We start from the raw sequence: 13,663 nt of genomic DNA, 5'->3' as shown, positions 1-13,663 counted from the left end.
CGGCGTTTCGGGCCCCGGTCCCTCCGGGGCCCTTCCCCAGGGCTTGGCCTAGACCGCCTTGAAGGCCTCAAACACCTCCCCGCAGGCCTGGCACTGGTAGAGGGACTTGCACAAGGTGGCCCCGAAGGCGTTTTTCAGGGCCACCTCCTGGCTCCCGCACCGGGGGCAGGGGGGGTCCCCGCTCGCCATGGGGAGAGGCAGGGGTGGGGCGATGCCGTAGGCGCGCAGCTTCTCCTTGGCCTCCGCCGCCATGGCCTCCGTGGTCCAGGGGGTGCGGGCCTCCACCACCTCCACCGCCTTGGCCCCCGCGGCCTCCAGGGCCTTTTGGATCTCCTCCCGGATGAGGCGCAGGGCGGGGCAGCCCGAGAAGGTGGGGCGGAAGGTGACCCGTACCCTTTCCCCCTCCTCCTCCACGGAGAGGACCATGCCCATCTCCACGATGTCCAGCACCGGGATCTCCGGGTCCTTAACCCCCCTTAGGGCTTCCCAGTACCGCTCTACCATGCCTTGGCCTCCGGGTCCCAGCGGGCCACGGACTGCATCTCCGCCAGGAGGGACCAGAGGTATTCCGTGTGCTCCTGGCGGCTTTTGGGCACGTACCCCCCCTTGGGGGGCGTGAGCCCGGAGCGCTCCAGATGGGCGGTTACCTCCTCCAGGTAGGGCCCCTCGAGGGCCTTCGGGGCCGGCACCACCCCCGCCTCCACCAGGGCCTCCTCCTCGGGGAGGGGCTGGAAGAGCTGGCGGGCGTAGGGGAAGAGGGTCTCCAGGGCCGCCTGCGCCCGGCGGTGGCTCTCCTCGGTTCCCTGGCCCAGGCGCTCCACCCAGAGGGCGCTGTGCCTGAGGTGGAACCGCTCCTCCTTGAGGATGCGGGCCGCGGCCTCGGCCAGGGGGGGATAGGCGCTTTGGGTGGCCTCCTTGAGCCAGAGGTTCTCGTAGGCGTCAAAGAGGTACTGCCGCACCATGGTGAAGGCCCAGTCCCCCTTGGGAAGCTCCACCAGAACGGCGTTTTGGAACTCAAGGGGGTCGCGGAAGTAGACCAGGCGGTCGGGATCCGCGCCGTCCAGCTCCTGCCGAAGCTCCAGCCAGATCTTGGCGTGGCCCAGCTCGTCCTGGGCCAGGTTGGCGATGGCGATGTCCTCCTCGAGGATGGGGGCGTGCCCCACCCACTCGGAAAGCCGCTGGGCCAGGATCACCTCGTCGTCGGCCAAGGCGGTGAGCCGGGCCACCAGGGCGTCCTTAAGGTAGGCCTCAAGCATCCTCCACCCCCTTGGCGGTGATGAGCCCGTAGTAGCTCTGCAGGCGGTAGGTCTTCTCCTTGGCCGGGGCGAACCAGCTTTCCACCACCTCCTCCGTGGACTCGGTGCCCACCACCAGCCGCTCGGGCACCGCCCAGAAGGCTACCCCTTGCCCCTGGAGGAGGGCTTGGGCGATGGCGTCCGCCGGGCCCTTGGCCAGGAACCGGCCCAGGAGGTCCCCGTAGACCATGCTCCGGCGGTGGCTCCGTTTGGCGAAGACCCAGTAGGCCTCCTCGGGTCCCTCCTCGGGGCTCAGCCCCCCGGGGTCCTTGAGGGCCTCCTGGGTGATGTGGAAGAAGGCCTCCGCCGGGGCCACGAAGAGGGCGTAGGCGGCGGGGCGGCGGACGAAGACGTGCCGGGCTACGAGGAGGGCGTGCTCGGGGTCTGCGGCGTGCACCGAGCCCACCATTTGCACGGGGGACCTGGGGGTGTCCTGCTTCATCACCTCATACCGGGGCCATTCGGTTCCCCACATGGCCTACCTCCTAATCCGCGGCCTGGGCCAGGCGGCGCCTTCCGTGGGCCTCCAGGGCTTCCCGCACCCAGCGCCCTTCCTCGTGGGCCCTCCGCCGGGCCTCGAGGCGGTGCCGGTTCATGGGGCCTTCGCCCTGGATCACCTTCCAGAACTCGTCCCAGGGGATGGGGCCGTGGATCCAGTTGCCCGTCTTCTCGTCGTAGCGGAGGTCGGGGTCTGGAGGGATGAGGCCCGCGTCTAAAAGCTCCGGCACGTGCTCGTTTAAAAACTCTTGGCGCACCTGGTCGTTGGTCTTGGTCTTGATGCCCCAGCGGAGGAGAAGGGGGGTGTGGGGGGAGTCGGTGTCGTGGGGGCCGGCCATCATCAGGGTGGGCCACCACCAACGGTTCAGGGCGTCTTGCACCATCTGGCGTTGCTTCCTGGAGCCCTTGGCGTAGAGGAGGACCGCCTCCTTGCCCTGCTTGTGGTGGAAGGTCTCCTCGGCGCAGATGCGCACCATGGCCCTGGAGTAGGGCCCGTAGGAGCACTGGGCCAGCATGGTCTGGTTCTTGATGGCCATCCCGTCCACCAGCCAGCCGATGATGCCCACGTCCGCCCAGGTGAGGGTGGGGTAGTTGAAGATGTTGGAGTACTTGGCCCGCCCCGAGAGGAGGGCCTCCACCATCTCCTCCCGGGTCACCCCTAAGGTCTCGGCGGCGTGGTAGAGGTACTGGCCGTGGCCCGCCTCGTCCTGGACCTTGGCCAGCAGGATGAGCTTCCGCCTGATGGAGGGGGCCCGGGGGATCCAGGCCCCTTCGGGCAGCATGCCCACCCACTCGCTATGGGCGTGCTGGGAGATCATCCGGATGAGCTGGCGCCGGTACTCGGCGGGCATCCAGTCCCCGGGCTCGAGCTTCTCGCCCCGGGCGATGCGGGCCTCAAACTCCGCAAGCCTTTCCCCGTAGTCGGGGTCCTCAGGGTAGCCGATCCTAAGCCTAACCATTGCCGCCTCCTTCCTCCTCTTTGGCCTCCACGCCGAGCGCCCTCAGGATGAGGGTGGCGTAGGCTTCCGAAAGTTCTTCCAGGGAAAGGGGCCCATCCGCCCGGTACCACTGGTAGGTCCAGTTCAGGGCGGAAAGGACGAAGAGGGTGGCCAGGCGCAGGTTTTCCACGCGGAAGACCCCTTGTTCCATCCCTTCTTGGATCACCGCCTGCACCCCCTCCTCGTAGCGGCGCCTCAGGGCCTTGGCCTCCTCCAGAAGGGGAGGGGAGAGGTGTTTCCACTCGTGGAAGAAGACCGTGGCCCGGGGGAGCTCCTGGGCGATGACCTCCAGGTGGCCCCGCACCAGGCCCTTCAGCTTGGACACGGGATCGCCCTCCAGTCCCTCCAGGACCCCAAGGAAGCGCTTGGCCGCCTGCCGCACCACCTCCAGGAGGAGCTCCTCCTTGGAGGCGATGTGGGCGTAGAGGCTTCCCCCCTGGAGGTTAAGGTGCTTGGCCAGCTCCCGCATGCTGGTGGCGTGGTAGCCCCGCTGGCTGAAGAGGTGGCCAGCCACGGTGAGGATCTGTTCCCGGCGCTCCATGGCTAACGGTCGTTTGTTAGTCTAGCACACCTTGGGGGAAGGGACAAGTGTCCCGGGTTACCTTATGGCTTGGGTATGGTCCTCGGGGTAAACTAAACATGTCATGGTAAAGAGCAAAATCAGCAGTAAAGGACAGATCACCCTGCCAAAGCGGGTGCGGGAAGCCCTGGGGGTGGGCCCAGGGGATGAGGTGGCCTTTGAGGTAAGGGAGGGAGAGGTGGTGCTACGGCTGCGCAAACGGGTTTCCCTGCGGGACCTCTTGGGGCGCTTCCGGGGCCGGGTGGCCTACCCTGGGGAGGAAGGGGAGCGGAAGGCGCGGGAGGAGGCGTGGGCGCAGGAGCCGTGAAGCGTTACTGGGTGGACACGAGCCTTATTTTGCGGCTCCTCACCGGGGAACCCCCGGAGCTGGCGGAGAGGGCCTTGCAGGTTTTCGCTGGGGCCGAGGGGGGAGGCTACCGCCTAAGGGTGCACCCCCTGGTGGTGGCGGAGGCCTTTTACACCTTGGTTTCCTTCTATCGGGTGCCGAAGGAGGAGGCGGCTCGGGCGCTTGGGGAGCTTCTGGAAAGGGACGGGGTGGAGGTGGAGGAGGCGGAGGTGTGCCGCTTGGCCCTCGAGGAGGCGGGGCGCGGCCCCTTGAGCTTCGTGGACGCCTTTCTGCTTCACCGGGCGCGCCTAGGGGGCCTGGCCACCTTGGACCGGGCCCTGGCCCGTAGGGCGCGGGAGGTGCTGCCCCAGGAGCCCTCCTGAGGGGCCGCGTCAGAGCTCGGGGAGCCTCGAGGCCGCCTCCTTGAGCCTTTCCCGGGAGGCGTGCAGGTAGATCTGGGTGGTGGCGATGGACTCGTGGCCGAGAAGGTCCTTCACCGCGTCCAGTTCCACGCCCCTTTCCACCAGCAGGGTGGCGTAGGCATGCCGGAGCTTATGGGGGGTAAAGCGGCGGGGGTCCAGGCCCGCCCTGAGGGCCGCCTCCCGGAACTGGGCCTCCACGTAGCGGGCGGAAGGTACCCGCCCCTTCCGCTTCCCCTGGGAGAAAGTGAAAATCGGCACATTGCCCTGGGGCGGCCCCAGCTCCTGCAGGGCCTCCCGGGCCGTCTTGGAAAGGGGCACCAGGCGCTCCTTGTTGCCCTTGCCCACCACCCGCACCGCCACGGGAACCCCTTTTTCCAGGACCAGGTTGCGGCCCTTTAGGGAGAGGGCCTCGGAGATGCGTAGGCCGGTGCCGTACAGGAAGCGGGCCAAGGCGGCGAGGAGCCTGGCTTCCTTGGCCTCCTGAAAAGCCTCGAGGAAGCGCCTGAGTTCCTCGGGGCTTGGGTGCAAGGGCAGTCGGCGCCCCGCCTTGGGCCGGCCGATGCCCTCCGTGGGGTCCGGCACCGGCTCGCCCCGCACCTGGGCCAGGTAGCGGTAGTAGCTCCTGAGGGCCGCCAGGAAGCCTTGCACCCGCCTGGGTGCCCAGCGCTCCTGGAGCAGGAGGGTTCGCACCGCCTCGGGGCCTGGGGGAAGGGCTTGGGCCTCGAGGAAGCGGAACCAGAAGGCCAGGTCCTGCAGGTACCGGCGCACCCCCCGGGGGGAGTAGCCCCGCTCCAGGAGCAGGTACTCCGCGTAGGGGGCTAGCTCTGCAAGGGCCTTATCGGGCTTTCTAATGCCGAGGGTTTTCCAAACAACGGGCTGGGGGTGGTCTGCGGCCATGGGGGCATTATACATGCGCGAAATGTACCTTTCGCGAACACACACGCATCGGCTGGAAAGCCCCTAGGCCCCCGAGGCCTCCGCCGGCAGGGGAAGCCCGGTGCCTAGGGCCTGGGCGTAGAGCACCAGGGGGTCCAGGTCTAGCCCCCCGGGCCAGACCGGGGCCCCGAGACCCCCTCCTTCCCGTCCGAGAAGCGAAGCCGGAGCTTGAGGCCCTCCAGGGGCCTGGCCTCCACCACCTCCGCCGTAGGGAGAGCGGAGCTGGGCACCCTGTCAGAACCACCGCCTCGGAGCTGAAGGCCTTTATTCATTCGAGGTACGCCCAGTACCAGCGCAGGTACCCGGGCTGGCCGACGTCCTCCACCACCACGAGGACGGGGATCTTATCTTTGACGACGAAGTAGTCCCGTGGCGGCCAGCGGGGGCCGGGGGTGGTCAGGTGGCGGCCCTCCCCGGCGTTGCAGTAGAAGGTCAGGTCGTACTTCTCTGCGCTGTCGCCCATGTAGAAAGGTAGCCCCGTGACGGGCCCAATATCAGCCGGAAAAGGAATGATCTCCCCCGGTCCCGGGGGCGTGGGAGGGGAGGTGGTGGGCTTCAGGGGCAGGCTGTAGAACCTTGGGTTGTTGGTGCTCACCGCTCCCGCTCCTCCGGGGCAGAGGCTGGGATTCTGGGGGTAGTACAACACGGGAAGCTCTGTGGGATAACCAGGATAATCAAAGACCAATTTACCACAGGCCGAAAACAGCACCGCCAGCGACACCAGCAGGCCAAGGCCGACGAGCTTACGCATCCTTCACCACCCCCTATCGGCTGATGCGCCACACCCCGTTGGAGAAATCGTAGTAGTCGCCGAGGAAAATTTCAACGGGACCAGAAGGAAGAGAGGAAAAACCCTCCTTCCCGTTGTCCACCGCGGCGAAGTTGGCGGACCAGTCCCAGTACTCCACCACCCGGTAGCGGTGCCCGGGAAACCTGGGCCAGGGGGCTTCTGGAGGGGCTGGAGCACGTTCTGGGGGACCGAGGCTTTCGCTGGGTGGAGGGCGTTCTCACCCCACCTTATCGCCTGCGGGGGGGACAGGTGGTGGAGACGGGATGGCGGAAGTGGATGGGGAGGGTGAGAAACTGGATCGAGACGCGTTTCAGTGTGATGGTGCGTTCCCTGGGGCTTGGGCGGGTTGAGGCTCGCTCTTACTGGGGGCTCGTGGCGAGGGTGAACCTCGTCCTCTTAGCCCACAACCTCATCCGGAGTCGGGTTCTCCTGAAGATGGCAGGGGTGGAGCTTTGAAGTAGCAAACGAAGGAATCTCTTTTGGTTGAGCAATAGGTGTATCAATGCCGAAGGGTATTTCCGAGATAATCCCGTCATCGATCCTCAAACGGAACTGGGCATACCAGAGAGTAACCGACTCTGGGTAGTCCAGGAAGAGGCTGAGCCGGTGAAAGGGCGCAGCAATGTAAAGGCTTATGACATCCTGGGGGGTATAAAGAAGAAGGGAGTTCTCATGAGCGAAAACTAGGTTGCTGGTCCGGGCACACCGGTCCGCTTCCGGGGTGTAAAAGGGACGGGTGGGGTTTGCAGTGTGGGGAGGGTCTTAACCAATGACATCCCGGTTCAGCACGGCGTAGCGCCCGTACTGCCAACACTCGAAGGACCTTTCGGCGTCCTCCCGGGCAAAGGGGCGGAGGCCCGCCCATGCCCGCCAGCGGTTCATGACCTCCAGGGGAGGTTCGTCCTGGGACTGGCGGATCCTGAGGTACACAGGGAAGGTCCACTCCTTCCCCGCCCCATCCACCGCCACCACCTCCCACTTGAAGGGCCCCTGGGGTAGGGCATCCCCGCTCACGGTGAAGGTGAAGGTGGCCTGGGGCTCGGTGGCGGAGAGGACGAAGCGCTCCCGGGTGTGCTCCACCCCGGGGTAGCGGCTGGCATCCCAGCCGGGGCAGGAGGCGGTGCCCTTGGCGCAGGGGTCCGCCAGGCGCAGGAAGACCTCCGCCCCCTCTGCTCCCTGGGCCAGGCGGACGGCCACCTGCCGGGAGTCCCCGGGGAGGGCCTCGAGGAGAACCCCCGCCCCCTGGACCTCCACGGGGGGCTTGGGAACCTGGAAGAGGCTCTGGCAGGCCGAAAGGAGAAGGGCCAGGGTGAGGAAGCCTAAGGGGCCCAAACGCTGGAAGGAAAACATGGTCTTCCTTTCCATGGAACCATTATCCCCTCCCCGCGCGAAAAGGGGAAGCCATCCCTGGGAGGGGATGGGGCTTAAACCCCCTTCACCAGACCAAAGCCAACCCCTCCGCCCTTGGATCCGAGCCCGCCACCAGCACCTCCCCATGCCGCAGCACCACCTGTCCCCGCCCAAAAAGGCCGTACTCCGCCTCGTAGCGCACCCGGTGCCCCAGGTCCTTGAGGAGGAGGGCCGTGGCCGGGGGGATGCCCGGTTCCAGGAGCACCTCGTCCCCTCCCCTACCCGGCACCACCTGCCACCTCGGCCGGTCCAGGGCCGCCTGGGGGTTTAGGCGGAAGTCCGTGAGCGCCAGCACCACCTGCACATGCCCCTGGGGCTGCATGTAGCCCCCCATCACCCCAAAAGGCCCCAAGGGCTTCCCCTCCCGGGTGAGGAAGCCCGGGATGATGGTGTGGTAAGGCCGCTTGCCTGGCCCCACCCGGTTGGGGTGGCCCTCCTCGAGGGAGAAGCCCAGGCCCCGGTTGTGCAGGGCGATGCCCGTCCCGGGGACGAGGATCCCGGACCCAAACCCCTGGTAGTTGGACTGGATCAGGGAGACCATGACCTCCCCGTCCGCCGCCGCCAGGTACACCGTCCCCTCGGGCCGGAACCCCGGAAGGGCTTGGGGCAGGGCCCTCTCGCCGATGAGCTGCCGGCGCTGGGCCACGTACCCGGGGGCGAGGAGGGCCTGGGAAGGCACCTCCAGCCACCGGGGGTCGGCCACGTGGCGAAAGGCGTCCGCCAGGGCCAGGCGCATGGCCTCAATCTGCAGGTGGTAGCTGAAGGCGTCCTCCGGCTTCAGGTCAAAACCCTCCAAAATGGCCAGGGCCAAGAGGGCGGCGATGCCCTGGCCGTTGGGGGGAAGCTCGTGCACCGTAAGCCCTTTGTAGGTGTAGGCCAGGGGCTCCACCCACTCGGGGCGGTGGGCCGCCAGGTCCTCCAAGGCCAGGAGCCCCCCGGTGGCCTCGCTGAACTGGGCCACGGCCTCCGCCAGAAAGCCGCGGTAAAGGCTCTCCCCGTAGCTCTCGGCGAGCTCCCTCAGGGTCTTGGCGTGCCAGGGGCTTGCCCACACCTCCCCTGCCCCAGGCGCCCGGCCCCCGGGGAAGAAGACCTCCTTGAAAGCCTGGAACTCGGGGCCCTCGAGGGGGAGGTAGATCCCCTCCGCCCGCCGCCAGGCCCGGGCCGTTTCCGGCCCCACGGGAAACCCCTCCTCCGCGTAGCGGATGGCCGGGGCCAGCACCTCGGCAAAGGGCAACCGGCCCCAGCGCTGGTGGAGGGCCTGCCAGCCCGAGACCGCCCCCGGCACGGTCACCGGAAGCCAGCCTCGAGCCGGCATCCCCTCCTCCGGCACCCTTTCCGGGGTAAGGGCCATGGGGCTCCTCCCGGAGGCGTTCAGGCCGTGGAGCTTTCCATCCCACACCTGGGCGAAGAGGTCCCCGCCAAGCCCGTTGGAGGTGGGTTCCACCACCGTGAGGCAGGCGGCCATGGCGATGGCCGCATCCACAGCGCTTCCCCCCTTAAGGAGCATCTCCATCCCCGCCAGGGCCGCTAAGGGTTGGCTGGTGGCCACCGCCCCCCGCCGGCCCATGACCACGTGCCGGCGGGAGGGGTGGGGGTAGTGGGTGAGGTCCATGGGGTTTACTGTACAGCGGTCTTAGGCCTGCGGGCTCATGGTTATGTGCTGACTTTCACGATTACACTGCTTGTGCTTTTTGTCTTCCCTTCGCCCCTACGAAAACTCCCGCTCCAACTCCCTAAGCCGCTCGGCGATCCCCGTGTACTCCAGCTCCTCCATGGGCAGCATGGCGGGGCCGTAGAAGCCCTGGCGGCGCATCTCCTGGGCCTTCTCCACCACCCTGGCCCGCACCGCATCCCAGACGGGGTCCGCAAAGAGATCCACGGGCTCGGAGAGCCTCCCCTCCCTGAGGGAAAAGGCAAGCCCGCACACCATGGGCACGCAGAAGAAGCTGGAGGCGGGGGTGTTGGCCCTGACCGGCATCAGGGGCAGGTGATGGCTTCCCCGGGTGTCCCCCGCCACAAAGGGGGCCAGGGCAAAGGGGGGGCCGAACTCCTCCGTGGCGGGGAAGATCTTCTGGGTGCGAACAATGGCCACGGGATCGTCCTTGCCCACGTAGCGCCCGGCGATGTTGCGCAAGCGGGTGGTGCTCACCACCGCGGCGATCTCCCCATAGCGCCGGGACCAGATGGACTCTATCCCAAAGCGGTGGGAATCCCGGAGCAAGGCCGCGATGTCGTAGAGCCTTTCCGGGGCCTCCAGCTCAATGTAGCTATCCCTCTCCGTCTGGGCCAGGTCCATGATGCGGAAGCGGAAACCCGGGCGCAACTCCGAGGAGAGAAGGAGGCCCGAGGAGTACATGGGATCGGCAAAGGCCAGGTAAAGGGGTAGGTTGAAGGCCCCGGGCTCCGTCTTATCGGCGGCCAGGACCATGAAGGGCTCGGCGGGGCGTTCCTCAAACTCCATCTCCGCCACCTGGGGCCCCAGGCCGTGGAGGTTACCGGTGAAGGCGTCCTTCAAAAGGTCCTGTCCCGCCCCATAAAGCCCCTCCTCCTTGGCCACCTGGGTACCTTCCCGGAAGGCCTTCCACGCCAGCTCGTGGATGGAGGGGTTCCGAACCCCATGGGTGTGCGCGAGGAGGAGGACGATATCGTCCCCGATGTGAAACACATGGGCATCCCGCAGGAGGCGGCCCACTTCCCCCCGCACCACCTCCTCTACCCTGGCCAGGACCCTGCGGCTCGGCAGGGTATGGCCCCCCACGGAACCGATGTCGGCCTTGAGGACGCTGAGCGTGACCTTCATAAGTCCCTCCTTCCGTTTCCATCCTTCCACGCTAATGGGTGCTTTGGCAAGCCTGCTTCCTCCATAAGGCGGGAAAAGCGTGGAAACATGGATGGAAGCCGCCGGGGACCTGGGCTTGCCTAGTAAATCGCCTTGTACCCCCCCTGAGGGGGAAGCAGGGTGAGCAGGATGCGCAGGCCGTAGGCAAGGAACTCCATAAAGGCCCGCCACATGGCCGTATGCGGTTTCCGCTCCTGCAAATAACCCCTCCGCAAACGCGTCTTCATCCCCCCAAACACCCCCTCCACCACCCCTCGCCTCCGATACACCTCCCCGTCCCACCTCGCCGCTACCTCCCGCCGCACCTCATCCCGCACCTCTCCCCCTCCCCGCAGCCGGATCAGGGGCCACACCCCAAGCCCTCGCACCACCTCCCACACCTCCCTCCCGTCAAAGCCCGCGTCCCCCAAAAGCACCCCGCCCCCCCAAGGGGCCAAAAGCTTCTGCCCCCTCCTCCACCGCACCAGGGCCAAAAGCCGGCTGTGCCCCCGCATCCGCCGCTCCTCCTGCCCCCTGCGCCAGCGCAGCACCGTGTCTTTGCTACGGTAGGCCAGCCCCGTGCTGTCCATCAAGAAAAGGGGGGTTCCCCTTCCTCTTGGGGAAGCCGGGCTTCCACTTCCTGTACCAGCCGTTCCAGCAGCGCCTGCAGCACCTCTTCGTTCAGGTGTTTCTGTGCATAGGCGGCCAGGGCCTGGTGGGAGGGGAAGGGGCCCTCTAGGAGGTCCTGGAGATGGGCCTCTGTGGCTCGGTAGGTGAGACCGTAGAAGGCGCGGAAGAGGAGGAGGGCCAGGTACAGGGCATGGGTGTAGCGCCAGGGTCTGCCGCGGTGGCCTTTGGGGGTGGGTGGGGCCACCTCTTGGGCCAGGTACAGGCAGAGCTCCAGGACTTCCTTGGGCCTCGGTTCCCTTCGGACGAAGCCGCGCTTGCCCATCTCGGGAAAGGCATAACTCAAGAGGGCTTGCAAGGCAAGCCCCGGGGACCTTGACGCCCTGCCCGCCCGGGGGTAGAGTGAACTTACCGACCGGTCGGTGAGATATGGGAACCACCACCCGCCACCGCATCCTGGAGGAAGCCGCAAGGCTCTTCACGGAAAGAGGCTACGAGGCCACCAGCGTCCAGGACCTGGCCGAGGCCTTGGGGCTTTCCAAGGCGGCGCTCTACCACCACTTTAGGAGTAAGGAGGAGGTCCTCTACGAGATCAGCCGCCAGGCCCTGGAGGGGCTCCTCGAGGAGGCGAAAAAGGCCTTGGCCGTCTCCGATCCCCGGGAAGCCCTCCTCCGCTTTATGGAGGGGCACGCCCGCTTCTTTGAGGAAAACCGACCCTTCTTCGTCACCATGCTCCAGGGCCTCCAAAGCCTCTCTCCGGAAAAGCAGGCTCCCATCCTGGCCCTGAGGGACCAGTACGAGGAGGCCCTCCGCACCCTCCTAAGGCGGGGCATGGAGGCTGGGGTTTTCCGCCAGCTGGACGTGGCCTTGACCGGGCGGGCCATCCTCTCCATGCTCAACTGGATGATCCGCTGGTTCCGCCCAGGGGGGCCTTTACGGGCGGAGGAGGTGGCCCGGTGGTACTACCACCTCCTCCTCAGGGGGTTAGAAGATGGAGATACCTGAACACCGGGAGATCCGACACCTGGCCAGGCGTTTCCTGGAAGAAGCTCGCTCCGCCTTGGGGGAATACGAGGCTCAGGAAGCCTTTCCCTGGCCCTTGGTGAAGCGCATGGGGGAGCTGGGTTTCCTCGGGGTCTTCGTGCCTGAGGAGCTGGGGGGCGCCGGCCTGGACTTCTGGGCCTACGTGGCCCTTTTGGAAGAGCTTGGGGGGTATGCCTCCTTGCGCTCCATCCTCTCCGTGCAACAAAGCCTGGTCCTCACGCCCCTCCTTGCCTTCGGGACCGAGGCGCAAAAGCGCCGCTACGTCCCCCGCCTGGCCCGGGGGGAGATCCTGGGGGCCTATGGCCTCACCGAACCCGAGGCGGGTTCGGATGCGGCAAGCCTCCGCACCCGGGCCTACCGGGATGGGGACCATTACGTCCTGGAGGGGCAGAAGACCTTCATCTCCCACGCGGACGTGGCCCAGGTCTTCCTGATCTTCGCCAAGTCCGATCCGGAAAAGGGAAGCCGGGGCATCACCGCCTTCTTGGTGGAGCGGGAGGACGGGGTGCGCACCACGCCCCTAAAGGGCAAGCTGGGGCTTCGGGCCGCGGACACGGGGATGGTCTTCCTCGAGGGGGTGCGCGTCCCCAAGGATAGGGTCTTGGGGAGGGAGGGGGAAGGCTTCAAGATCGCCCTCGCCACCTTGGACACCGGCCGGGTCTCCCTGGCGGCGGGAGCCGTGGGGCTCATGCAGAGGGCTTTGGACCTATCCCTGCGCTATGCCCAGGAGAGGCGGCAGTTCGGCCGGCCCATCGCCGGCTTCCAGCTGGTCCAGGCCCACCTGGCCCAGATGAAGCTGGACCTCGAGGCCAGCCGCCTCCTCACCTACCAGGCGGTGGCCAAAAAGCTCAAGGGGGAAAGGTATACCCTCGAGGCCAGCATGGCCAAGCTCTTCGCCTCGGAGGCCGCCAACCGCGTGGCCTACCGGGCCATCCAGATCCACGGGGGCTACGGCTTCTTTGAGGAGTACGAGGTGGCCAGGCTCTACCGGGACGCCCGCATCCTCACCCTTTACGAGGGGACGAGCGAGATCCAGACCCTGGTGATCGGGGCCCACCTCACGGGGATCAAGGCCTTTGCGGAAGGCTAGGGAGGTGATGGGGATGCCCATGTACTTTGAGGACTTTGAGGTAGGCCAGCGCTTTACCACCCCGGCCCGCACGGTCACCGAGGCGGACGTGGTGAACTTCGCCGGGGTCTCGGGGGACTACAACCCCATCCACACGGACGCGGAGTTCGCCAAGTCCACCCCCTTCGGCCAGCGCATCGCCCATGGGCTCCTGGTCCTTTCCATGCTCACGGGCCTGCGGCAGCGAAGCGGGCATTTTGAGGGGACCATCCTCGCCTGGATGGAGATCCGGAACTACAAGTTCCTGAAGCCCGTGTTCATCGGGGACACGGTGAGGGGGGAGAGCGAGATCCTGGAGAAGCACGAAACCAGCAAGCCCGACCGGGGGGTGGTGGTCCAGCGGGTCCGGGTCCTCAACCAGCGGGACGAGGTGGTGCAGGAGGGGGAGTTCGTCACCCTGATCCGCAGGCGGCCCCGGGAGTAGCGGGTATGGCCAGCCCCTTTGCCCGTTGGTTCGGAGCCGAGGTGGTGAGGCGGGAAGGCGGGGAGGCCGAGCTGAGGCTTGCCGTGCGGGAGGAGTTCCTCCAGGGGCAGAGCCTGGTGCACGGGGGGATCCTGGCCACCCTCCTGGACAGCGCCCTTGGCCAGGCGGTGGAGAGCCTGGGGGTGCGGGTGGTCACGGCGGAGCTTTCCGTGAGCTACCTCCGCCCCGTGCGGGAAGGGGTGCTTTCCGCCCGCGGCTGGGTGATCCACCGGGGAGGGAGGCTTTTCCATGCGGTGGGGGAAGCGTTTTTGGGGGAGGAGCGGGTGGCCTTCGCCAAGGGCACCTTTTACCGCAGGGACTAGAGGAC

16 protein-coding genes and 2 pseudogenes are annotated in these 13,663 nt (G+C 67.0%); 7 read left to right on the top strand and 11 right to left on the bottom strand.

Features of this window, described 5'->3' with window-relative positions; all coding sequences use genetic code 11:
• Window positions 1–48: 48 nt before the first annotated feature.
• Genes paaD through BS74_RS05540 form a run of 5 tightly spaced genes read right to left on the bottom strand, consistent with a single transcriptional unit; the run spans window position 49 to window position 3,332 of the window.
• The gene (gene paaD / locus BS74_RS05560; protein WP_038056790.1) at window positions 49–504 is read right to left on the bottom strand and encodes a 1,2-phenylacetyl-CoA epoxidase subunit PaaD; all 456 of its coding nucleotides are present in this window, start codon (window positions 502–504) and stop codon (window positions 49–51) included.
• A complete protein-coding gene (gene paaC, locus BS74_RS05555) occupies window positions 498–1,256 on the bottom strand; it encodes a 1,2-phenylacetyl-CoA epoxidase subunit PaaC (RefSeq protein ID WP_038056788.1) in 759 nt (252 codons plus the stop codon). The genes paaD and paaC overlap by 7 nt, the downstream gene beginning before the upstream one ends.
• On the bottom strand, window positions 1,249–1,770 hold the full coding sequence (locus BS74_RS05550) for a phenylacetic acid degradation protein (protein WP_038056786.1): 522 nt from the start codon (window positions 1,768–1,770) through the stop codon (window positions 1,249–1,251). The genes paaC and BS74_RS05550 overlap by 8 nt, the downstream gene beginning before the upstream one ends.
• Before the next feature lie 10 nt (window positions 1,771–1,780).
• Window positions 1,781–2,752: a 1,2-phenylacetyl-CoA epoxidase subunit PaaA gene (paaA, locus tag BS74_RS05545; protein ID WP_038056783.1), complete on the bottom strand. Its 972-nt coding sequence runs from the start codon at window positions 2,750–2,752 to the stop codon at window positions 1,781–1,783.
• Window positions 2,745–3,332 carry a TetR/AcrR family transcriptional regulator gene (locus tag BS74_RS05540; protein WP_038056781.1) on the bottom strand — a complete coding sequence of 196 codons (588 nt, stop codon included), beginning with the start codon at window positions 3,330–3,332 and terminating at the stop codon, window positions 2,745–2,747. The genes paaA and BS74_RS05540 overlap by 8 nt, the downstream gene beginning before the upstream one ends.
• 103 nt (window positions 3,333–3,435) lie before the next feature.
• Between BS74_RS05540 and BS74_RS05535 the strand changes: the two genes are divergently transcribed.
• Together BS74_RS05535 and BS74_RS05530 are read left to right on the top strand one after the other, a co-directional pair.
• A complete protein-coding gene (locus tag BS74_RS05535; RefSeq protein ID WP_038056779.1) occupies window positions 3,436–3,678 on the top strand; it encodes an AbrB/MazE/SpoVT family DNA-binding domain-containing protein in 243 nt (80 codons plus the stop codon).
• Window positions 3,660–4,079: a type II toxin-antitoxin system VapC family toxin gene (locus BS74_RS05530; protein ID WP_038056777.1), complete on the top strand. Its 420-nt coding sequence runs from the start codon at window positions 3,660–3,662 to the stop codon at window positions 4,077–4,079. Before BS74_RS05535 ends, BS74_RS05530 begins: the two co-directional genes overlap by 19 nt.
• A 9-nt stretch (window positions 4,080–4,088) precedes the next feature.
• On the opposite strand, the gene BS74_RS05525 is transcribed toward BS74_RS05530, so the two are convergent.
• Together BS74_RS05525 and BS74_RS05520 are read right to left on the bottom strand one after the other, a co-directional pair.
• Entirely contained in the window at window positions 4,089–5,030 is a 942-nt protein-coding gene (locus tag BS74_RS05525; RefSeq protein ID WP_038056775.1) for a tyrosine-type recombinase/integrase, read from the bottom strand.
• A gap of 292 nt (window positions 5,031–5,322) precedes the next feature.
• Window positions 5,323–5,805, bottom strand: a complete 483-nt coding sequence (locus BS74_RS05520; protein ID WP_038056772.1) for a hypothetical protein — start codon at window positions 5,803–5,805, stop codon at window positions 5,323–5,325.
• A gap of 159 nt (window positions 5,806–5,964) precedes the next feature.
• On the opposite strand from BS74_RS05520, the pseudogene BS74_RS13125 reads away from it, so the two are divergent.
• Window positions 5,965–6,300, top strand: a pseudogene (locus tag BS74_RS13125) (transposase); the annotation flags it as partial.
• Between the two features lie 306 nt (window positions 6,301–6,606).
• Here BS74_RS13125 and BS74_RS05510 read toward each other — a convergent pair.
• The 4 genes and pseudogenes from BS74_RS05510 to BS74_RS12405 all read right to left on the bottom strand — a co-directional run.
• Window positions 6,607–7,209 carry a hypothetical protein gene (locus BS74_RS05510; RefSeq protein ID WP_038056770.1) on the bottom strand — a complete coding sequence of 201 codons (603 nt, stop codon included), beginning with the start codon at window positions 7,207–7,209 and terminating at the stop codon, window positions 6,607–6,609.
• A 70-nt stretch (window positions 7,210–7,279) separates the two neighbouring features.
• The gene (locus BS74_RS05505; protein WP_038056768.1) at window positions 7,280–8,866 is read right to left on the bottom strand and encodes a gamma-glutamyltransferase family protein; all 1,587 of its coding nucleotides are present in this window, start codon (window positions 8,864–8,866) and stop codon (window positions 7,280–7,282) included.
• 96 nt (window positions 8,867–8,962) lie between these two features.
• Window positions 8,963–10,054 (bottom strand): fructose-1,6-bisphosphate aldolase/phosphatase, encoded by a 1,092-nt coding sequence (gene fbp / locus BS74_RS05500; RefSeq protein ID WP_038056765.1) that lies wholly within the window; start codon window positions 10,052–10,054, stop codon window positions 8,963–8,965.
• A gap of 119 nt (window positions 10,055–10,173) precedes the next feature.
• Window positions 10,174–10,741 (bottom strand): annotated as a pseudogene (locus tag BS74_RS12405) (transposase); the annotation flags it as partial.
• Window positions 10,742–11,128: 387 nt separating this feature from the next.
• Between BS74_RS12405 and BS74_RS05485 the strand changes: the two are divergent.
• The 4 genes from BS74_RS05485 to BS74_RS05470 are packed head-to-tail and all read left to right on the top strand — an operon-like array spanning window position 11,129 to window position 13,658.
• Window positions 11,129–11,704 (top strand): TetR/AcrR family transcriptional regulator, encoded by a 576-nt coding sequence (locus tag BS74_RS05485; protein ID WP_038056760.1) that lies wholly within the window; start codon window positions 11,129–11,131, stop codon window positions 11,702–11,704.
• Entirely contained in the window at window positions 11,691–12,833 is a 1,143-nt protein-coding gene (locus BS74_RS05480; protein WP_038056758.1) for an acyl-CoA dehydrogenase family protein, read from the top strand. The genes BS74_RS05485 and BS74_RS05480 overlap by 14 nt, the downstream gene beginning before the upstream one ends.
• 13 nt (window positions 12,834–12,846) lie before the next feature.
• Window positions 12,847–13,296, top strand: coding sequence for a MaoC family dehydratase (locus BS74_RS05475; protein ID WP_038056756.1), 450 nt, complete (start codon window positions 12,847–12,849; stop codon window positions 13,294–13,296).
• A gap of 5 nt (window positions 13,297–13,301) precedes the next feature.
• On the top strand, window positions 13,302–13,658 hold the full coding sequence (locus BS74_RS05470; protein WP_038056754.1) for a PaaI family thioesterase: 357 nt from the start codon (window positions 13,302–13,304) through the stop codon (window positions 13,656–13,658).
• Window positions 13,659–13,663 lie beyond the last annotated feature (5 nt).

Origin of the sequence: Thermus amyloliquefaciens (assembly GCF_000744885.1) — a bacterium.
Lineage (GTDB): Bacteria > Deinococcota > Deinococci > Deinococcales > Thermaceae > Thermus > Thermus amyloliquefaciens.
This window is presented reverse-complemented; position numbering and strand designations above follow the sequence as displayed.